We start from the raw sequence: 20723 nt of genomic DNA, 5'->3' as shown, positions 1-20723 counted from the left end.
TCACCCTCCCTGCACAATCAAGCGTTTTTTGGCAATTACCCATAGCGCTTGAATTGGAAGAATCAAAATAACCGCCCAGACAAGCTGGAAAAGAATCGCTTCCCATACCGCACTTCCAGTAAAACCTTCTGTGAAAATCATACTTGGAATATAGCTAATGGCTTGGAACGGTAGAAAGTCCATGACATTCTGTGCCCAACCTGGATAGAAACTAATTGGAAGTAATAACCCTGAGAACAAATCAATCACAACGCGCTTTGCTCGAATCAGTCCATCGTTGTTAAAGAAGAAAAAGGTCATAACGCCTGTCAGCAGATTAATTTGAGTATTAACAATAAAACTTAGAATAATTGCTACCATAAAAAACAACCATGTCGACAGTGCAGCCGAAAATTCAATCGGGAAAATGAGGCTAACAATAATCATCCCTGGAATTGAGAAGAAGCTTAATCTAAAAATCCCTTCTCCAAGCCCCTGCATCGTCTTCATTATTAAATAATGATAGGGGCGTATAAATTCAACTGCCACCTTACCCTCTTTAATCTCCTGAGCGATTTCTCGATCAATATTATTAAAATAGAAAGCTCTTGCCATCCATGCAACAGCAACATATGTTGTCATTTGAATAACAGATAATCCTTCAATTTCCCCTTTTCCACCGTAAATCGCATTCCATAGAAAGTAGTAAGCACCAATGTTAATGCTGTAAATTAAAATTCCGCTATAATAGTTCGTCCGATAGGCAAGCATCATTAAGAAGCGAACGCGAATCATCTCAATGTACTTACCCATTACGCATGCCCTCTTCATAGATATTTCGAATAATCTCTTCAGTCGAAATTTCATGAATCTTAATATCCGTAATCCTGTTTGATGCTACGACTCTCCCAATTACTTCGGAAATGACATGCTCTTCATTCACTACATTCGCGATCCACACATTCTCGCGATCACCTTTTGTCCATTCTGCTTCAAGTTCCTTCAATAAAGGTTGAAGTTGTTCACCACTAACCTGTTCACCAAATTGAAATTCAATTTGCTTCCCTTCTCCCCAATTAGAACGAAGCTTTGCAAGCTTGCCATCATATATAATCTGGCCTTCATCTAACATAACAACCCGATCACATAACGCTTCAATATCCGTAAGATCATGAGTCGTAAGTAAAATCGTTGTCTTGTACTTCTCATTAATTTCTTTTAAGAAGTTACGGATCTTTAATTTAACTAGCACATCAAGTCCAATTGTCGGTTCATCTAGAAATAGAAGCTTAGGGTTATGAAGAAGAGCTGCGGCTAACTCACACCTCATACGCTGGCCAAGCGATAATTTCCGAACCGGTTTATCAAGTAAAGGACCAATATCTAGAGACTCAATTACATGATTCATATGCTCGTTATAAACATCATCCGGTACGTTATAGACTTTTTTAAGCAAACGAAATGATTCTTGTACGGCAATGTCCCACCACAATTGAGATCGTTGCCCAAATACAACTCCAATGGATCGAACAAATTTCTCTCGTTCCTTATGAGGATCCATTCCATTTACACGAACAGTTCCAGAAGTGGGCGTTAGAATACCCGTTAGCATTTTGATACTCGTCGACTTCCCGGCTCCATTTTCTCCTATATAACCTACCATTTCACCTTCATTAATGGTAAAAGAAATATCTTTAACAGCCGAAATAACCTTATAATTACGCGTAAAAAGATCTCGAAACGCTCCTTTTAAACCAGAACGACTCGAGTGAGATTTAAAATCTTTACGCAGTTCTTGTACGTCAATCACTTTTTCCATACGTCTTCCTCCTTTTAACACACCAACTTAGTTTACAAGAGCAGCATGTAATAAACAATATTTGAGCTTTCACTTAAGCGGCAAGAGTGTTTCGTTACACTCTAGTCATGCTACAATGGAGTTTGATGAACAAGCATTACAAGGAGGTCAACATGAATTTCACGAAATCAGAACAACATCATAAAGAATCACTCGATATTATGCTAGGTGGAGTCAACAGTCCATCTCGCTCATACAAAGGCGTTGGAGGAGGCACTCCTGTCTTTATGGAAACAGCTAAAGGTCCTTATTTCTGGGATGTCGATGGTAACAAATACATAGACTACCTTGCAGCATACGGCCCTATCATCACTGGTCATGCGCATCCACATATTACTAAGGCCATCACAACAGCAGCTGAGAACGGTGTGTTATACGGTACACCCACCGTGTTAGAAAATCGGTTCGGTTCAATGCTTCAAGAAGCCATCCCTTCTCTAGAGCGCGTTCGATTTGTGAACTCTGGTACGGAAGCAGTAATGACAACGATACGCGTAGCTAGAGCCTACACAGGTCGCAACAAGATTGTGAAATTTGCTGGCTGCTATCATGGACACTCTGATCTTGTACTAGTTGCCGCCGGTTCTGGTCCCGCTACCCTTGGAAGTCCTGACTCAGCGGGTGTCCCAAAAAGCATCGCTAGAGAAGTTATCACCGTACCATTTAATGACATTGAAGCTTATAAAGAAGCAATGGAGAAATGGGGAGATGAAGTAGCCGGAGTTCTCGTTGAACCGATTGTTGGGAATTTCGGAATTGTTGAGCCAGAGGATGGTTTCCTTGAAAAAGTGAATGAGATCACACATCAATATGGCGCGCTCGTTATCTATGATGAAGTTATCACTGCATTCCGCTTTATGTATGGTGGTGCCCAAAACTTACTTAATGTTGAACCGGATATGACAGCGCTTGGAAAAATCATTGGCGGTGGCCTTCCAATCGGCGCATATGGTGGGAAACGCGAGATTATGGAACACGTTGCACCACTTGGTCCAGCTTATCAAGCTGGGACAATGGCAGGTAATCCAGCCTCTATCTCAGCCGGTATTGCGTGTCTTGAAGTTCTTCAAGAAGAGGGCGTCTATGATCATTTAGACAAACTAGGAGAACGTCTTGAGAAGGGAATCCTCCTTCATGCACAGGAAGCTGGTATCCAAATTACAATCAATCGTCTCCGAGGAGCTTTAACTGTCTACTTTAATAACGAGAAAGTTATTAATTACAAACAAGCTGAAGACTCCGATGGAGAGAAATTCGCCCGCTTCTTTAAACTAATGCTCAATGAAGGTATCAACCTTGCCCCTTCTAAATATGAAGCATGGTTCTTAACAACAGAGCACACAGAAAAAGATATCGATGATACGCTTGAAGCAGTAAAGCGCGTCTTTCATCAAATGGGTTAGCGAAAAGACAGAATGAAGTTCCTTCATTCTGTCTTTTCTACTATCTTTGTTATTATTGAAAATAGGGCTTGCTATCCTGACCATTCCGATGTATAACTAGAACGTCTCATATGTTTAAAAGAGGAAATAGAGGATACTCTCTATACTAAAAGTACTCGACGAAAGGACTTACAATAGAATGAAGTTTGGTGCCCGTATTTTTAAAACAGGGCTAGCGATTACTCTCGCACTTTATATTGCAACATGGCTTGGACTCGAGCCGCCGACCTTTGCTGGCGTAGCTGCATTATTTGCCATTCAGCCGTCAATTTATAGGTCTTATCAAACCGTTATCGATCAATTTCAATCCAATATTATTGGAGCCGTGCTTGCAGTTATACTCGTTCTGCTCTTTGGAAATCAGCCAATCGTAATTGGTCTAGGTGCGATCATCATTATCGCCATTAATATTAAATTAAAAATCGAAAGTACGATTCCACTCGCAATCGTAACTGTTATTTTAATCATGAATGCTCCTCAGGAGGAATTCATCACTTTTGCGACAAACCGATTCTTAGTCATTATGGTCGGTGTGATCAGTTCTTTCTTTGTGAACTTAGTTTTCGTACCACCGAGATATGAAACAAAATTATTCCACAAAATTGTAAGTAATACAGAATATATTTCACAGTGGATCAGGCTTGCTACTAGAAACGATGCCGAACATAAAGTATTGAAAGAGAACTTAATTAAGTTGAAAGAAGATACAGTTAAAAGTGATCAGTATTTTCTTCTATACAAAGAAGAGCGTACGTACTTCAAACGCAGAGATTTTGTAAAAGCACGTAAGCTCGTCCTATTTAGACAGATGATTGCTACAACAGAAAAGTCACTTGCTATACTAAAAATGCTTGATCAACTTGATGTGAAGATTTTGATCATGCCTGACGAGGTCAGAAAGATGATTCAGACTCACCTCGATGAGCTAACAAATTATCACGAACGCATCCATTTAAAATATATCGGAAAAGTGAGGAACCAGTCTCCTGAGGAAATGTTAAACAATGTTGGATCTGGGGAGTCTACCTTAACCGAACGCTATGTTGACTTATACGAAAATGGCGAATGTAATCGCGAGCTTTGGATGACAATCTTCCCCTTAATCGGAATGATTATCGATTACCACGATCACCTTGAACACCTTGATTTACTTGTCGATAGCTTTCATTCCTATCACCAGGAAGAAAATGAAGTTGATATTCAGGAGCTTCATGCCAAATAAAAAAATCAGCCGTATCGGCTGATTTTTTTATTTCTTCATTTTTGGATCAAGCGCATCTCGAAGACCATCACCAAGTAAGTTAAACCCAAGAACCGTTAGCATAATCGCAAGTCCCGGAAAGAATACAGTCCATGGTGCCTGAATAATATACGAACGCGAATCTGCAAGCATTTTCCCCCACTCAGGCTGTGGTGCCTGTGCACCAAGACCGAGAAAACTAAGGGCAGCTGCCTCTAGAATAGCCGTTGCAATTGCAAGTGTTCCTTGCACAATTATAGGTGCAAGTGAATTTGGCAATACATGATGAAAAATGATTCTTGAATCTTTCATCCCAACAGCTCTAGCCGCCATAACATACTCTTCCTGCTTCACACTTAACACCCTTGATCGAACTAGCCTTCCAAAGTTCGGAATATTAATAATCGCAATCGCGATAAGTGCATTTCTTAGCGATGGTCCTAGTACAGCAACAACAGCAATAGCAAGAAGAATACTTGGAAACGCAAGCATAATATCAAATATACGTGAAATAATCGTATCCACTAGCTTACCGTAATAACCTGCTACCATACCTAGTAAACTCCCTACCGCCGCTGAACCTAGTACAGCAAAAAAACCAACCCATAAAGAAATTCTTGCCCCATAAATTATACGTGATAAAATATCGCGACCGAAATCATCGGTTCCAAACCAATGACTGGCGGATGGAGATTGAAGTCGTTCACCTAATTTTTGTTCGTTAATCCCTTCAGGAGCGATGACCCCTGCAAAGATCGCTAGAAGAATGAAAAAAAGTACAATCCCCATGCCGACCATCGCTAGCTTATTTCTCCTGAATCCTTTCCAGGCTTCACGCCATGGCGATAATACTTCTTCATCTGGTTGCTTTTGAACATTCACTTTTTTTTGCGGAGCAATTTCAGCCATCTTAGAAGCCCCCTTTAGTTGTATTTAATTCGAGGATCAATTGCAGCGTATAACAGATCGACAATGAGATTAATAAAAACAAAGATGACAGCAACGATGAGAATACCAGATTGAATCACTGGGTAGTCTCTGAAATTAATGGCGTCGTAAATATAACGACCGATTCCTGGCCAACCAAATATAGTTTCAGTAAGAATAGCTCCACCTAGTAAGAGACCCATTTGAAGTCCAATAACAGTAAGTACAGGAATAAATGCATTTTTTAAAGAATGCTTGTACACAACCCAAAACATCTTTGTACCTTTTGCTCGAGCTGTTCGAACAAAATCAGAGCGCATAACCTCAAGCATACTTGAGCGTGTCATTCGAGCAATGATAGCCATCGGTATTGTTCCAAGAGCAATACCAGGTAGAATTAAATGCTTAACCACTTCTACAAATTGATCCATTCTTCCCTGAAGTAAGGTATCAATAAGATAAAGATGTGTGATAGCATCAACAGGGTTTCTCACATTTTCGCGACCTGTGGATGGTAGCCACCCAAGTTCAAGCGAGAATGCCCATTGTTCCATCAAACCAAGCCAGAAAACAGGCATCGACACACCGACTAGCGCAAGTACCATAGCCGTGTAATCGAACCAAGAGTTTTGAAACCATGCACTAATAATCCCTGCATTGACGCCAATAAAAATAGCTATAACCATCGCCACAAGCGACAGTTCAAGAGTAGCAGCAAGATATGGCCAAATTTCTCCACTAATATCTGAACTTGTTCGAAGAGATGTGCCTAAATCACCTGTAAACAAGTTTTTAATATAGTCGATATATTGTAGATACCACGGCTGATCGAGGCCAAGCTGTTTGGTTAAACTTTTTATCGCTTCCTCTGTTGCCTGTTGACCTAAAATGACCTGGGCAGGATCTCCAGGAATAGCTCGAATCATAAAGAACACAATAAGTGTCATTCCAAATAAAACCGGGATAAGCATTAGCAATCGTCTAACTGTATAAGCAAGCATCTACTCACCTCTTCTTCCATCTGTAAAATCACATGCCGTTCTATATGTATAAAACTAATTTATTTTGAAGAATAAAAGGGGAGTTTATCACTCCCCTTCTTTATTTCCTATTGAAGCGTTACTTTCGTTAGCTTGTCAGAACCAGTTGGATGCGGTGAGAATCCTTTAATTGTACTAGAGCCACCTAGTGCAGGCTTAGAGTGTACAAGAGGAATCCACGGTGCATCTTCATGGATGATTTCTTGAGCTTCTGCATAAATCTTATTACGCTCTTCTTCATCTGGAGTTGACTGTGCTTCGATTAGAAGATCATGAAGCTCCTGGTTTTCATAGTACGTATAGTTGTTGCTTCCAATGTTATCCTGATCAAGGAGTACATATAGGAAGTTATCAGCGTCACCATTATCCCCTGTCCAACCTAGCAAGAAGCTATCAGCTTCACCATTACGAGCTTTTTCAAGATAAGTTGCCCACTCGTACGATTTGATTTCAGCATCTACGCCAATTTCTGCGAAGCTTTTCTGAAGAACTTCTGCTACTTTTTGACCATCTGGCATATATGGACGTGGAACAGGCATTGCCCAAAGCTCCATTTCAAAACCATCTTCATAGCCAGCTTCTTTTAGAAGTTCCTTCGCTTTATCAAGATCATATTCATAACCTTCAATATCATCGTTATATCCACCAATTACCGGAGGCATTGGGTTTTTCGCTGGTTCAGCTTGTCCAGCATAGAAAGAATCGATAAGCGCTTGCTTGTCCACAGCGTGGTTTAGCGCCTGACGTACAAGCTTATCTTTTAATGGTCCGCGATTTGTCGTTAATCCAACGTATCCAACGTTCATTGAAGGACGGAAGAAAGTTTGAAGATCGCCATTGTCTTCTACCTGCTGAACATCAGAAGGGTTAAGACCATCCATCAAATCGATTTCTCCAGCCATTAAAGCATTTAGACGGGCTGAATTATCAGGAATCGCTCTAAAAATAACACTATCTAATTTTGGATAGCCATCCATCCAGAACTCTTCATTTTTATTCAGAACGATTTTGTCATTTCTGTTCCACTGATCAAATACAAACGGACCAGTACCTACAGGATTTTCACCAAACTTATCGCCCTGCTTTTCAAGTGCATCTGGACTAGCAATCGCAAATGGAGACATCGCAATATTTTTTAAGAATGGCGCTTGTGGACGCTTCAATTTAAATTCAACTGTGTAATCGTCTTTCGCCGTTACGCTTTCAATAACGTGCCCTTCATCACCTTTAAATCCACCAAACATGGATTTATAGTAATAGAAAGCTTCTTCATTCCCATTCATCCAACGTTCGAAGTTGTAAACAACGGCATCTGCATTAAAGTCTGTACCGTCATGGAACTTCACACCTTCACGAAGTGTGAACGTATACGTCTTGCCATCGTCAGAAACTTCCCACTCTGTTGCAAGTGCTTCCTGTACATCTGTGTTATCATCACCGTAATCAAGGAGCGTATCAAAAATGTTCTTTGTTACTTTAAATGATTCCCCGTCTGTAACAGATGCTGGATCAAGTGATACGGAGTCACCACCGCGACCAAAGATCAACGTTCCACCTGCTTCTTCTCCTCCGTCTCCGGAGTCTCCCCCACCATTGCCATTCGTTTCGTTAGATCCACCGCAACCGGCTAGACCAATCGAAAGAAGCAATACAAACAGTAATGAAAAAATGGTCTTCTTCATGTTCTTCCCCCTTAGTTATGTGTGTGATTTATACATGGTCTTCTTCATACAGATGACACGCTGTATGGTGACCGGGCTCTACCTCCCTGAATTCAGGAACAACGGAGCTGCACACGTCCATCGCCTTAGGACATCTTGTGTGAAAAGGACACCCTGATGGCGGATTAGAAGGACTTGGTACATCTCCAGTAAGAATGATTCTGTCTTTCCCATATTCAGGATCTGGAACCGGCACCGCTGAAAGAAGAGCCTGTGTATACGGATGTTTTGAATCCAAATAGAGCTTTTCACTATCTGCCATTTCAACAATGCGCCCAAGGTACATCACTCCGACACGATCGCTAATATGACGAACAACTCCTAAATCATGAGCTATAAACAAATATGTTAGCCCAAGCTCTTTCTGAAGATCTTCTAAAAGATTTAATACTTGAGCTTGGATCGAAACATCAAGTGCTGAAACAGGTTCATCCGCGATAATTAATTTCGGATTAACTGCAAGTGCCCGTGCTATACCTATTCTTTGACGCTGTCCACCACTGAATTGGTGAGGATAACGTTTGGCATGGTATGCACTAAGACCAACAATTTCAAGAAGTTCTCTTACCCTTTTTTTACGCTCTGCTTTATTACCAAGCTGATGAACGATAAGAGGTTCTTCGATAATTTTTTCAACTGTATGTCTCGGATTAAGCGATGCAAATGGATCCTGAAAGACCATCTGAATATCTTTTCTAAGGTGACGAAGATCCTTTTTGTTTAAACTGGTCATTTCTTTTCCATCAAAGAGAACTTCCCCTTCACTAGGCTCAAGAAGTCTCATCAACATACGACCAGTTGTAGACTTCCCACATCCACTTTCCCCAACTAACCCAAATGTTTCTCCTTTATGTAAGGTAAAGGTTACACCGTCTACAGCCTTCACTGTTCCTATCTGCTGTTTAAGTACGCCTCCCTGAATTGGGAAATGCTTCTTAAGCTGTTTTACTTCAAGTAATGCTTCTTGCAAAATAGGCGCCCCCTTTAGCTTTTCACATTCTCTAATATAGCTGCTTTTTTCTCGTCTTCATGAAGCCAGCACCTAGCCTGTTGTCCTGGTCCTGCATCTAACAACGTTGGATTCTCTTCAAAGCATTTATCGAAAGCAAAACTACAACGTGGAGCAAAATGACATCCTTTATGAATCGAACCTGGTTTTGGCACATTTCCAGGGATAGAATACAGTCTGTCTTTTCGAACTCTCACATCAGGTACTGATTCGATTAAACCAATCGTATACGGATGCTTTGGATGCTGAAAAATATCACTTGTTTTCCCTTGCTCAACGATTTTGCCAGAGTACATAACAACAATACGATCACAAATTTCTGCGACTACACCCAGATCGTGTGTAATCATAATAATCGATGTATTAGTTTCTTGGTTCAATTTCTTCATGAGCTCTAGAATCTGAGCTTGAATCGTCACATCAAGAGCTGTTGTTGGCTCATCCGCAATGAGTACTTCTGGTTCACATGCCATCGCCATCGCAATCATAACGCGCTGCCGCATCCCCCCAGATAATTGATGAGGGTAATCATTCATAAGTTCTTCAGCCCTAGGAAGCCCAACTAGTTTAAGAATTGATATAGCATGCTCCCAGGATTTTTTCTTGTTCCATTTTTTATGTATTCGAATTCCTTCAACGAGCTGGTTGCCAATTCTAAATACAGGATTAAGGGATGTCATCGGTTCCTGAAAGATCATTCCGATTTCATTTCCCCTTATTTTTCTCATCTCTTTCTCTGATTTCGTAAGAAGGTTTTCCCCTTTGTATGTAATTTCTCCTCCTACAACTTTTCCTGGGGCCTGAATAAGTTGCATAATGGATAATGAAGTCACACTCTTTCCAGAGCCAGACTCCCCAACAATCCCAAGTACTTCACCTTTATTTACATGGAAGTCAACGGAGTCTACTGCTGGAATCTCTCCATCATCAGTAAAAAAGTGCGTTTCTAATCCACTAACATTTAAGACTGGATGTTCCATACACTCACCCCTTTCCGTAAATTCTGAATTTTTTAATTAAACTAAAATCTGTTTATCATTATTACATTATTTTTGTTAGTTGGCAACGCTTATTGAGGTAATTTTCTGTCTTTTTTTGACGCTTTTACGCGATAATATGCATATTTAAACAAAAAAAGCACCTCAAAGAGATGCTTTTTGATGAATAACTATAAATTTTGTACTTGAAACAAATTATGGTAGGACCCTTTCCGTTTCATGAGCTCTTGGTGATTCCCGCTCTCTGAAATTTGGCCGTTTTCTACCACCACGATACGGTCAGCATGCGTCACTGTCGCTAGACGGTGTGCGACAATAAAGGTTGTGCGATCTTTCGCAAGTACTTCAAGCGCTTCTTGAATGAGATGTTCACTTTCAAGGTCAAGTGCTGACGTTGCTTCATCAAGAATTAAAATAGGCGGATTTTTAAGGAATACTCTTGCGATTGCAATCCGTTGTTTTTGTCCACCAGACAGCTTCACCCCTCGTTCACCAACGGGCGTATCATATCCGTCTTGAAGGTTCATGATGAATTCATGAGCGTTGGCAGCCTTTGCAGCTTGTATAACTTCTTCTTCAGAGGCATTTGGATTCCCCATCATGATATTCATTCGAACGGATTCACTAAATAGGATGTTATCCTGAAGAACCATTCCAATGTTATCTCTCAAGCTTCTTGCTTCATAATCCCGTATGTCTGTACCGTCAATTAGAATACTCCCACCCGTCACATCATAGAAACGTGGAATTAAGCTGACAAGTGAGGATTTACCCCCACCACTCATTCCTACAAGCGCAATGGTTTCTCCAGCACGTACATTAAGATCAATTCCTTTTAGAACAGGTAGATCCTCTTCATTATATTTAAATGAAACATGTTCAAATTGGATATTTCCACGAACTTCGTTTAACTTTTTTGCATCTTTTCTATCTACAATATCGTATTTTTCATCGACAAATTCAAATACACGATCCATTGATGCAATAGCTTGGGTTAATGTGGTAGACGAATTCACCAATCTTCTTAAAGGACTATAAAGCCGGTCCATATAAGTCACAAACGCAACCATTTCACCGATTTGAAGTCCACCCGAAATCACAAGATACGCAGAAAACGCGATAACAATAAGAGGAGCTACATCCGTAATCGTATTAACGACAGCAAACGTTTTGGCATTCCACCTTGTATGATCAAGTGCTCGTTCTAAAAAATTCGTATTTCTTTTGTTAAATTGCTCTTGTTCATAATCTTCTAAGGCAAAACTTCGAATCACCGACATCCCTTGTACTCGTTCATGAAGATGACCTTGAACTTCTGCAAGTGCTTGTGAGCGATCCTTTGTTAAATCACGAAGACGCTTATAGAAAAACTTAACTGACAGTCCATACAGAGGAAGAAGAACAATTGCTGCAAGTGTTAGCCAAACATTCATAAATGATAATATACCGATAATGATGACGATGGTAATGAGATCAAGCCAAACATTCATCATCCCAGTAATTACAAATGTTTTTGTTTGCTCCACATCATTTATTACTCTTGAGATGATTTCCCCTGCTTTGTTATTAGAGTAAAACTTCAAACTTAATTGTTGGATATGAGAAAATAATTTATCTCGTATATCATACAGAATCTTACTTCCAATCCACTGAGCATAATACTGACGGAAGTATTCTACCGGTGGTCTGACAACGACGAATAGAAAGAAAGCTCCTCCCATCAACCAAAGAAGCTGCTCATACTTATCCCCAGCTGGCATTTCTGCATTGATAATGTCATCAATGACGTACTTTAAAATCAATGGAAGGAGAAGAGGAATACCAAACTTTAATATTCCAATTCCAATCGTTATCCCAATTTGTTTTTTATACGGTCTTACAAAGGTCATATACCTTTTTATACTACCCAGATGGCATCATCCTTTAGTTAATCACATGCTGTTTTTATATCATGCAAAAACCTGTTGAAAAACATTCAACAGGTTTTTCTTACCTATATTGAAGGAACTGTTCATACCACTGATCTACAAATCCAGGGGCAAACGGTCCTTTTCTTTGATGAATCCAGTTCATCAGTTCTTTTACATTTTGTTGTATAATACGATCGATTGCTTCGGGATAATTCATTTCTTCGCGGTGTGCTTCATACTCATCTTCATCTAGTAACTTAAAAGTCATATCAGGATAGATCTTAATATCAAGATCATAATCAATATACTTCAACGCTTCTTCATCGTAAGTAAATGGAGTACCTAAATTACAATAATAATATAGCCCATCCGTTCTGATCATTCCAATGACATTGAACCAGTGGTTTGCACTAAAGTAGCAAATCGCAGGTTCACGCGTTCTCCATTGTCTTCCATCAGCTTCAGTCACAAGAATGCGATCGTTTCCACCGATTATTTCTTTGGAAGTGCCTTTAAGTACGATGCTTTCTTCCCAAGTACGATGTAGCGTACCGCGATGTTTATAGCTTTGAATTTGAATTCTCGTCCCGGTCGTTGGGAAACTCATCTTCTTCTCCTTTCCTAAGAAATTCCGGAAAACGATGAATGCCTTTTGCATACAGGCAGACTCACAGCATCCTTTCTTTCTTACCGTTCAATACATGACTATTATCAAAAATCTTACATCTCATCTATATTCTTCTCTATTATAACGCTTAACAAAATAAAATTAAAATAAAAGCGCCACTCAAAAAGAATGGCACCCAATTCCAGCTTAATAAATAGGGGTTTTTTCAAAGGTAGAGATGACATCCGAAATAAGTCGTTCAAACTCATCCTCCATAAGTGATAGCATCTCTTTTCTTTCTACAATTATGGCATTTCTGCTCTTTTCTTCATCCAGAATATTCTCTAAGCTTAGAATTTCTTCCTTCGTACGAATCATTTGATCGGCAAGCTTGAGCTGCTGTTGAATGAGCTCATCAAACTCCTTCATCTAACCTCTCCTTCCAAATTGTGATTCTTGACATTCCAATGGAGCAAGCTAATACCATTAGCGATTTCTAGCAAGCCTTCATCAAAAAAGAAATTCCATAAACTCATGTGAAATCCTTTGGGAACTTCTGTAGAGAAGTCAGGAGTTTTGTCATAAACTCCCTACAGGAGCAATACATTCTGGTTGTTCATTTCTAGGAGAATTCACAAGCGTCGAAACTTCATACGCATTCATTTCCTTAGAGGATATGGGCTTCATACAACTGCTTAATATTTCACTATCACTTACTGTATCATCCAGCCAAATCCTCTCATCATCTCTTGTTAAAATAACGGGCATGCGACTATGTATCTCTTTCATAAATTCATTTGCTTCTGTGGTAAGTATCGTACATGTATAATGATTTTTGTCGCCATCATTCCATTTTTCCCACAACCCCGCCATTGCAAACGGCTCACCCTTCCTTACTTGGATCCGCATCGGAATTTTCTGATCCTTCGTCTGCTTCCATTCATAAAAACCATCCGATAATATTAAACACCTTCGCTGCTTAAGAGCATGCTTAAAGCTCGCTTTCTCCTGAGCTGTTTCACTTCGCGCATTGATTAATTTATTTGAGATAGACGCATCCTTTGCCCAGAATGGAATTAGCCCCCAACGCAAGGTTCCCATTCGATTCATTTGATTTGTTCTAATCAAAGCCGGGATTTGTTGAGATGGTGCTATATTAAATCTTGGTATATATTCATCCATGCTCGTTTGATCAATTTGAAACCTTTCAAGTAACACGTCGAGTTCTGTCGTTAACGAGAATCGTCCGCACATAACCAACACCCCTTCCTATATTAGATTGTTTCTCCACTTGTCTTATAATCCCTACCAGCATTTAACTAACGAAAAACAGGGCTGACTAAGTCAGCCCTGTCCGGGAAGTTCGATTATTGTTGCTGCTGGTTCTTAGCAGATGCTTGCTGCTTATTTTGAGCAGACTTCGCGTTGCGAGCTTTCACTTGTTGTGCATCCGTTTCGCTTGCAAATTCAGCACCGTATTGTTGCTGAGCTGCTTGTCCTGCAGATGCTTGCTGCTTATTTTGAGCAGACTTCGCGTTGCGAGCTTTTACTTCTTGTGCATCTGTTTCATTTGCAAATTCAGCACCGTATTGTTGCTGACCAGCTTTACCAGCAGAAGCTTGTTGGTTCTGCTGTTTCGCTTGTTGAATGTTTGCACCAGCTTGTGTTTGTCCTGGTTTCTTTGCCATGGCTTATCACCTCCCACAAACAATAGAATATCCAGATACATGATTCTTATGTATTGTTTTTAGAAAAACTTGTTTCGGGTGCAAATAAACAAAAATATTCCTTATAGGACTGTTACTTGATAGCTTATCAGGAATGAACATTTCATCATGCTTTCCATCTCTTCCCCTTCATACTGTTCAAATCAATGATACAAACTAAGAAGAAGAAGGAGGTTAAATGATGAATAATCGAGATATGACAGAGCTTTCTATGATGTCTAAAAAGGAGTGGGTGGACGAAGAACTATCTTTTTTTCACTATAGCCTTCAACAGGTTACTCCTTACTTAAATAGCGAAGGTGTAGCTATCCATCGAGAAATAATGAAAGAAATTGAACAGCGTGGTGGGCTCTCAGCATTTATGCCCGAATAAAATCCAGTTCTTCGTCAAAAAAACAACCTTCTGAAACTCTTCAGAAGGTTGTTTAAGTAAATGTTAGAAATTTGATTTCGATTGTCCGCCATCGACGTTGATTGTCGCACCAACAATCCATGAAGCTTTTTCAGAGGCAAGGAAAACAACGGCATTCGCCACTTCGTCAGTTGTCCCAAATCTTCCTCCTGGTATTTCTTTATCTACAAATTCAGCTATTTTCTCAGGATTATCATCAAGTCGTTTCTGCCAGTTCCCTGATGGGTGCAGAATGGCTCCTGGAGCAACCCCATTCACGCGGACACCGTCTTTAATTAGCTCATCACCCATAGCTTTAGTAAAACTAATCATAGCCGATTTTGAATTATTATAAGTTGGTTTCCCACCAGATTCACGACCGAAGATAGAAGAAATATTGATGATTGCGCCACTTCCCTGTTGCTTCATGATTTCGGCAGAAAGCTGACTAAGGTGTACCGCTGAGTAGTAATTAAGCTCCATTGCTTTATGGAATTGAGATATATCCGTCTCCATAATTGTCGAACCACTGCTTCCCCCAGCGTTGTTTACTAAGATATCAAGTGAACCAAATTGCATGATGAAAGAATCAATGAGCTGGACGCGCTTCCGCTCATCCGTCACATCCGCTTCAAAAATGGCTAAGTCCTGACCAATTTCCTTCCTAGCCAATTCGAGATCATCACGATTTCTACCGCAAATCCCCACTTTCGCACCTTCTTCATAGAATACCTTCGCAATCGACTTTCCAATTCCCTTAGAGCCTCCTGTAATAAGAACGCGCTTGTTTTCAAGATTCAAATTCACTCTGTTTCATCTCCTTCTAGAATCAAATTGACAATTTTTTGGTGAGCGACAGGAAAGGCATAATCTCGCAACTCATTCTTACTAACCATTTTCGCCTTTTCATGATCGATATGGCCAATAAATGATCCTTTATAAACTGTTAATTGCCATTTTAAATGGCTAAAAATATGATTAAACGAGGATAATTCTTTCTCAATCTTAGGGTTAATTTCATAAGTATCTTGTAAATGGTGTTTGAGCTGATTTTCTTTCAAGCCACCTTCTGTTAATTCAACGTTTGGAAATTCCCACAAGCTTGCCAGAAGTCCTTTCTCCGGACGCTGTCGAATAAGAAATTTGCCTTCATTATTCTCAAGAGCTATAGCTGCAATCGGTACGGGTCTGGGGGCTTTTTTCTTTGATTTAATTGGCAGCTCTTCCTGCGACCCTTCAGCAAAGGCTCTACAATGCTCTTGTACAGGGCAAAGAAGACACGAAGGGGATCTTGGTGTACATACAATCGCACCAAGCTCCATCATCCCCTGATTGAATGAGGATGGATCCTCATCGGAAATAATTCGTCGAGTTACTTCTTCAAACGTCTTTCTTGCTGATGGTTTAGCAATATCCTCCCAAATCCCAATAATTCGCGAAAGAACACGCATCACGTTTCCATCAACAGCTGGCTGTGGTATGTCATAAGCAATGCTCAAAATTGCCCCAGCAGTGTACGGCCCTACTCCCTTAAGTTCAGATATTTGCTTGGGATCATTCGGCACTATACCGTTATAAGTCTCTGCTACTTCTCGAACAGCACTTTGAAGATTTCTCGCCCTTGAGTAATAACCAAGCCCTTCCCAGGCTTTTAATACATCTGCCTCTTCAGCATTGGCAAGTGCCTCCACAGTAGGAAAAAGGCTCATAAACCGCTCAAAATATGGGATTACAGTGTCTACTCTCGTTTGCTGTAGCATAATTTCAGATACCCATACACGATAAGGATCCTGATTCTCACGCCAAGGTAGTGTACGCTGCTCTTTTTTAAACCAGGCAATAAGGTCCTGTTGGAACTGCTTTTCCTCGAAATAATGTAAAAGGTCTGTCACTTTCTCTGTCATGGATCAACTCTCCGATATGGTATATTAAATGGTGTTAAAAGATTTATTTAAATTTACTAACAAACTTCCTCAACCTTCGTCTATCACATATAATAACGCATCATACCTTTTCATTCACCTTTTAACTTTTCACATTCGTTCAAATTGGGTATAACTAAATAAAGAATGCAAATTAGACATAAATTCATTTGGTCTATTTACGATCGTTAGCGAAACGATCGATACGTTTCATAAGGAGGATTCTTAGCCTATGGATACTGGGACACATGTGGTCATGGGACTGGGGATTGGAGCTCTTGCAACGTTAGATCCAGCTATTGCACAGGACCCCATTACCGCTCAAAGCGTTCTAATTGGAGCGCTAATAGGATCGCAGGCCCCGGACTTTGATACTGTGCTTAAACTTAAAAATAACGCTGTCTATATCCGACACCATCGTGGAATTACTCATTCCATTCCTGCAGTTCTTCTCTGGCCAATCATCATTAGCAGCGGAATAATGGTGTTTTTTCCTGAAACAAATTGGCTCCACCTTTGGTTATGGACATTTCTTGCTGTCTTCATTCACGTATTTGTCGATATTTTTAACGCATATGGAACGCAAGCCATTAGGCCATTTTCTAACAGATGGGTAGCTCTTGGCGTCATTAATATTTTTGATCCATTTATTTTTCTCAGTCATATTGGTGGATTAATTCTCTGGTATTTGGGAGTCAATCCTGGGTACACTTTCCTCACGATCTACGGCATTCTTATTCTCTATTATGTTTGGAGAATAATTGAACAGAAGAAAGTGATTCATGCTGTGAGAGAGCGAATTCCAGATGCAGTCGAAGTGATTGTCTCACCAACAATTCGTTGGAGCAGGTGGCATATCGCAGTTAAATCTGAGACACAGTTTTATGTAGCTCGCGCTGAAGGAACTACGATCCATATTCAAGACGTATTTGATCGCGTTCCTGTTCCTAAAACACCAGTACTGGAATCTGCGAAGGAAGACCCTAACTTAAGTGCATTTCTTTCATTCTCACCAGTTTATAGATGGGAGATTGAAGAAAAAGAAATTGGATATGAAGTTCGCTTTATCGATCTTCGCTATCGAAATAAAGGGCATTATCCATTTGTCGCCGTGGTACAAATGGAAGATCAGCTCGAAATAACGAGTTCTTATACTGGATGGGTTTACAGCGAAGATACGTTACGAAAGAAATTAGACCCCGCTCTTGATTAGTCGTTAACTTAATTTATAACACAGAAAACCGGCTGGGCACATAACGTGCCCAGCCGGTTTTTGTTTAATGTTTTATGCTTCTGTCATCTCCAAAATACCCTTTATATTTTGGATTATTCATCATGAAATCGTGTAAAACAGGACCATAGTAGTCAATCCATTGCTTAACAATTTTTTCAGTTACATCCTGACCTTTATACTCTCTGCCAGCCTTGGCTCTTGACGATTCAAAATCCTCCCAAAGCAACTCTACCATTGTTCTCGCTTGACCATAAGAGAGGTGATCATTTTTCTCAAGAAGGTTATGAGTAAGCCTTTGAAATAAGTCTTCCATGAGGCATTCTCCTTTCGTGGTGTAATTCAAATTCTGTCTAATAAATAACTTTGTTTGGCACATAACATTCCGACCGAATTCGCATACTAATGGTGTGCCTGATTCACAACACGATATTGGAAAGGGGCGCACGCTGATGAGAAATAAAAAAACCGGATTTCCAGATGCTAAATTTTCTGGTGAACCCCGCGCAAAAGAAGAATTCGCATCAAAACGTGCTGACGGGTCGATTAACACTCATCCACAAGAGCGGATGAATGCTTCAAATCGGACAGACCACCGTCAGGGATAATTCTCTTATACAGGAGGTAGCATCTATGGGAAAAAATAACCGAGATAGACTTCATCCGAAATATGAGGATCCATTCCAATCTCCGCGTGCAAATCCAAAACACGCTCATAATCAGGTGAATGGAGAAACGCAGCAAACTTATAACGATATCGTTCTACAGGTACAAACACGTAAACGATCGTAAAATGATGAAATAAGAGAGCAGCGTTACTGCTGCTCTTTTTGAATTAACATCGAAATAGGAAATGCTTCAATCTCATCGCTACCGTCACGGTTTCCCCATGCAAACGTTCCATTCATATAATCGATAATAAACGTAGAACCTGGATCACCGTCAATTTCATATTTATGGCCGGGTATAAAGTCATCCGGGTTTAATAAATACGATTTAGCAAGTGCAATCCTTCGTTCATGAACGGCGAATTCATTGACCATGCCCATTTGCTCCGCTCTACGTGCTTTTTCGCTTAAGAGGGCAATTTCATTTCTTAGTTCCTGCTCACTCATATCACTGAAACGCTTTTCCATCCTTGACCTCCATCATCATCAATTCTTCCCCAAGTATAGTTCATTTTCTACTTCCTGACAAAAATATGCTACGCTTACCGAAAGGAGTGATTTTATATGAAAACCATTTTAATTACGGGTGCCGGTTCTGGTCTCGGAGCTGAGCTTGCAAAACAGTGGGCAACTAAAGGACACCATGTCGTACTTGTTGGTCGAACCAAACAAAAACTTGAATCCATTGACCAGGAAATCAAAGATAATAAAGGTGTTTGTTCCATTTATGAATGCGATATAACTGATCCTGAAGAACTTAAAAAACTGAAACAAGCAATGGATCGGGATAATCTACAAATTCACATGCTTGTAAACAATGCTGGTACAGGAACGTTCGGGGCTTTAGAAGACATTACTATTTCTGATATACATAAGGTTATTGATACAAATGTGAAAGGCACCATTTTTGCAACACAAACGTTCCTCCCTACATTAAAAAGCACGGAAGGTCGCATCATGAATATTATTTCTACCGCTGGTTTAAAAGGGAAAAATCACGAAACTGTATACGTCGCTTCTAAATATGCGATAAGAGGGTTTACTGAGAGCTTATGGAAAGAACTAGAGAGCACCGGTGCCAGTGCAACTGCTGTTTATATGGGAGGGATGAATACTCCATTTTGGGCAAAATCCGATCATATTAATGATTTATCAAAACTTAAATCCCCATTTGAGAAAGCCCTCCAAATTATCGAGGAAGATGAAGGACAGAATGAGATATTTATTGATCGTTAAGTTCTTCTAGATATTTATTAATAAGCGGAAAAGGAAAACCTTTACGATATAAAAATTGTTTCATTTTATGATCGAATTCACGGCGCTCGAGTTTGCTATAGCGTCGTTCCGCTTTTTGGGCCTGAAGCACGAGCGCTTCCCATTCCTCGTCTTCTCCTTTTTCTAGATCGATTTGCTGCATCACTTCCTGAATGATGTCACGATCGAAGCCTTTGGCTCTTAGTTCCTGATTTACTTTTTGTCTTTGTTCCGTTGCTGAGGAAGTCTTTAGCTTTGATGCTTTTTTCTCAGCTAACTTAATTGCAATCTCAAGCTGTTGCTCATATGAGTATTCTTCGAGTGCTTTATCGGTCATCTTTTTATTAACTCCTTTTTGGTTGAGCTCTTGCGCGATGACAAATGGACCTTTTCCGCCTCCATTTACTTTTGTTCTTACAAAAGCAATAGCGAATTCAAGATCATTCACGTATCCATAGCGATGAAGCTTTTTGAAAATAGCTTCGAATGCCTCTTCAGGTATTTCCTTTTTAGTAAGGTATTCTTTCACCTCTTTTTCAGAGCGCATCCGGTAAGATAAATAATTTAACGCGTAATTCATGCCTTTTTTCACCTGGTCTTCAAAATGAATTCCTTCAAGCATCTCGTCGCTTAATTCGACACCTTTTCGAAGACCAAAGCTGATCAGAACATCTTGGTCAACACCGAAACCAAATTCTTCACCTGAACCTTTATCTATAAATATCGAAAATCGTTCGTTATTGTTTTTTTGCGTTGTTATACGCGTAACCTTGACCAATGCACTCACCTCCACTCACAT

General features: G+C 40.0%; 24 protein-coding genes. 7 read left to right on the top strand and 17 right to left on the bottom strand.

Features of this window, described 5'->3' with window-relative positions; translation table 11 throughout:
- Both Q4550_RS14930 and Q4550_RS14925 read right to left on the bottom strand, forming a co-directional pair.
- A complete protein-coding gene (locus Q4550_RS14930) occupies window positions 1-792 on the bottom strand; it encodes an ABC transporter permease (protein WP_194220079.1) in 792 nt (263 codons plus the stop codon).
- Window positions 785-1798 carry an ABC transporter ATP-binding protein gene (locus Q4550_RS14925; RefSeq protein ID WP_303533971.1) on the bottom strand — a complete coding sequence of 338 codons (1014 nt, stop codon included), beginning with the start codon at window positions 1796-1798 and terminating at the stop codon, window positions 785-787. Before Q4550_RS14925 ends, Q4550_RS14930 begins: the two co-directional genes overlap by 8 nt.
- 152 nt (window positions 1799-1950) lie before the next feature.
- Between Q4550_RS14925 and Q4550_RS14920 the strand changes: the two genes are divergently transcribed.
- Both Q4550_RS14920 and Q4550_RS14915 read left to right on the top strand, forming a co-directional pair.
- Window positions 1951-3240 (top strand): glutamate-1-semialdehyde 2,1-aminomutase, encoded by a 1290-nt coding sequence (locus tag Q4550_RS14920; RefSeq protein WP_303533968.1) that lies wholly within the window; start codon window positions 1951-1953, stop codon window positions 3238-3240.
- A gap of 178 nt (window positions 3241-3418) precedes the next feature.
- Window positions 3419-4501 carry an FUSC family protein gene (locus tag Q4550_RS14915; RefSeq protein ID WP_226616546.1) on the top strand — a complete coding sequence of 361 codons (1083 nt, stop codon included), beginning with the start codon at window positions 3419-3421 and terminating at the stop codon, window positions 4499-4501.
- A 27-nt stretch (window positions 4502-4528) separates the two neighbouring features.
- Here Q4550_RS14915 and nikC read toward each other — a convergent pair whose 3' ends face one another.
- The 10 genes from nikC to Q4550_RS14865 all read right to left on the bottom strand — a co-directional run bounded on the left by nikC (window position 4529) and on the right by Q4550_RS14865 (window position 14419).
- Window positions 4529-5428, bottom strand: coding sequence for a nickel transporter permease (nikC, locus tag Q4550_RS14910; protein ID WP_098446322.1), 900 nt, complete (start codon window positions 5426-5428; stop codon window positions 4529-4531).
- A gap of 14 nt (window positions 5429-5442) precedes the next feature.
- On the bottom strand, window positions 5443-6447 hold the full coding sequence (locus Q4550_RS14905) for an ABC transporter permease (protein ID WP_226616545.1): 1005 nt from the start codon (window positions 6445-6447) through the stop codon (window positions 5443-5445).
- A gap of 107 nt (window positions 6448-6554) precedes the next feature.
- Window positions 6555-8168: an ABC transporter substrate-binding protein gene (locus tag Q4550_RS14900; RefSeq protein ID WP_303533961.1), complete on the bottom strand. Its 1614-nt coding sequence runs from the start codon at window positions 8166-8168 to the stop codon at window positions 6555-6557.
- Between the two features lie 28 nt (window positions 8169-8196).
- Window positions 8197-9177 carry an ABC transporter ATP-binding protein gene (locus Q4550_RS14895; protein WP_303533958.1) on the bottom strand — a complete coding sequence of 327 codons (981 nt, stop codon included), beginning with the start codon at window positions 9175-9177 and terminating at the stop codon, window positions 8197-8199.
- A gap of 14 nt (window positions 9178-9191) precedes the next feature.
- The gene (locus tag Q4550_RS14890; protein WP_303533955.1) at window positions 9192-10196 is read right to left on the bottom strand and encodes an ABC transporter ATP-binding protein; all 1005 of its coding nucleotides are present in this window, start codon (window positions 10194-10196) and stop codon (window positions 9192-9194) included.
- A 188-nt stretch (window positions 10197-10384) separates the two neighbouring features.
- Entirely contained in the window at window positions 10385-12103 is a 1719-nt protein-coding gene (locus Q4550_RS14885) for an ABC transporter ATP-binding protein (RefSeq protein ID WP_303533953.1), read from the bottom strand.
- A 100-nt stretch (window positions 12104-12203) separates the two neighbouring features.
- Window positions 12204-12731, bottom strand: coding sequence for a nucleoside tri-diphosphate phosphatase (ntdP, locus tag Q4550_RS14880; RefSeq protein WP_048313631.1), 528 nt, complete (start codon window positions 12729-12731; stop codon window positions 12204-12206).
- A gap of 207 nt (window positions 12732-12938) precedes the next feature.
- Window positions 12939-13160: a hypothetical protein gene (locus tag Q4550_RS14875; RefSeq protein ID WP_303533944.1), complete on the bottom strand. Its 222-nt coding sequence runs from the start codon at window positions 13158-13160 to the stop codon at window positions 12939-12941.
- A gap of 150 nt (window positions 13161-13310) precedes the next feature.
- On the bottom strand, window positions 13311-13985 hold the full coding sequence (locus tag Q4550_RS14870; protein ID WP_303533940.1) for an SOS response-associated peptidase: 675 nt from the start codon (window positions 13983-13985) through the stop codon (window positions 13311-13313).
- Between the two features lie 113 nt (window positions 13986-14098).
- A complete protein-coding gene (locus Q4550_RS14865; RefSeq protein WP_194220091.1) occupies window positions 14099-14419 on the bottom strand; it encodes a gamma-type small acid-soluble spore protein in 321 nt (106 codons plus the stop codon).
- A 217-nt stretch (window positions 14420-14636) separates the two neighbouring features.
- Here Q4550_RS14865 and Q4550_RS14860 point away from each other — a divergent pair, with 217 nt between their 5' ends.
- Window positions 14637-14831, top strand: coding sequence for a hypothetical protein (locus Q4550_RS14860; protein WP_283153072.1), 195 nt, complete (start codon window positions 14637-14639; stop codon window positions 14829-14831).
- Window positions 14832-14894: 63 nt separating this feature from the next.
- Here the strand turns inward: Q4550_RS14860 and Q4550_RS14855 are convergent, their stop codons facing one another.
- Together Q4550_RS14855 and mutY are read right to left on the bottom strand one after the other, a co-directional pair.
- Window positions 14895-15656, bottom strand: coding sequence for an SDR family NAD(P)-dependent oxidoreductase (locus Q4550_RS14855; protein ID WP_194220093.1), 762 nt, complete (start codon window positions 15654-15656; stop codon window positions 14895-14897).
- Window positions 15653-16753: an A/G-specific adenine glycosylase gene (gene mutY, locus Q4550_RS14850; protein WP_303533936.1), complete on the bottom strand. Its 1101-nt coding sequence runs from the start codon at window positions 16751-16753 to the stop codon at window positions 15653-15655. Before mutY ends, Q4550_RS14855 begins: the two co-directional genes overlap by 4 nt.
- Window positions 16754-17003: 250 nt before the next feature.
- Between mutY and Q4550_RS14845 the strand changes: the two genes are divergently transcribed.
- Entirely contained in the window at window positions 17004-17984 is a 981-nt protein-coding gene (locus Q4550_RS14845) for a metal-dependent hydrolase (RefSeq protein ID WP_303533935.1), read from the top strand.
- A gap of 64 nt (window positions 17985-18048) precedes the next feature.
- Here Q4550_RS14845 and Q4550_RS14840 read toward each other — a convergent pair whose 3' ends face one another.
- Window positions 18049-18318, bottom strand: coding sequence for a YfhJ family protein (locus Q4550_RS14840; RefSeq protein ID WP_159781055.1), 270 nt, complete (start codon window positions 18316-18318; stop codon window positions 18049-18051).
- A 136-nt stretch (window positions 18319-18454) separates the two neighbouring features.
- Between Q4550_RS14840 and sspK the strand changes: the two genes are divergently transcribed.
- Window positions 18455-18610, top strand: coding sequence for a small, acid-soluble spore protein K (gene sspK / locus Q4550_RS14835; protein WP_303533930.1), 156 nt, complete (start codon window positions 18455-18457; stop codon window positions 18608-18610).
- Window positions 18611-18635: 25 nt separating this feature from the next.
- Entirely contained in the window at window positions 18636-18794 is a 159-nt protein-coding gene (locus Q4550_RS14830) for a YpzG family protein (protein ID WP_194220098.1), read from the top strand.
- A gap of 23 nt (window positions 18795-18817) precedes the next feature.
- Here Q4550_RS14830 and Q4550_RS14825 read toward each other — a convergent pair whose 3' ends face one another.
- Window positions 18818-19138: a YfhH family protein gene (locus Q4550_RS14825; RefSeq protein ID WP_283153076.1), complete on the bottom strand. Its 321-nt coding sequence runs from the start codon at window positions 19136-19138 to the stop codon at window positions 18818-18820.
- 96 nt (window positions 19139-19234) lie between these two features.
- Here Q4550_RS14825 and Q4550_RS14820 point away from each other — a divergent pair, with 96 nt between their 5' ends.
- Window positions 19235-19906, top strand: coding sequence for an SDR family NAD(P)-dependent oxidoreductase (locus Q4550_RS14820; protein ID WP_303533929.1), 672 nt, complete (start codon window positions 19235-19237; stop codon window positions 19904-19906).
- On the opposite strand, the gene recX is transcribed toward Q4550_RS14820, so the two are convergent.
- Window positions 19893-20702 (bottom strand): recombination regulator RecX, encoded by an 810-nt coding sequence (gene recX / locus Q4550_RS14815; protein ID WP_303533928.1) that lies wholly within the window; start codon window positions 20700-20702, stop codon window positions 19893-19895. The two genes, Q4550_RS14820 and recX, sit on opposite strands and share 14 nt — an antisense overlap.
- Window positions 20703-20723 lie beyond the last annotated feature (21 nt).

Source organism: Anaerobacillus sp. 1_MG-2023, assembly GCF_030547345.1.
Lineage (GTDB): Bacteria > Bacillota > Bacilli > Bacillales > Guptibacillaceae > Guptibacillus > Guptibacillus hwajinpoensis_B.
Note: the sequence above shows the minus strand (reverse complement) of the source record. Positions and strands in the feature narration are given on the sequence as shown.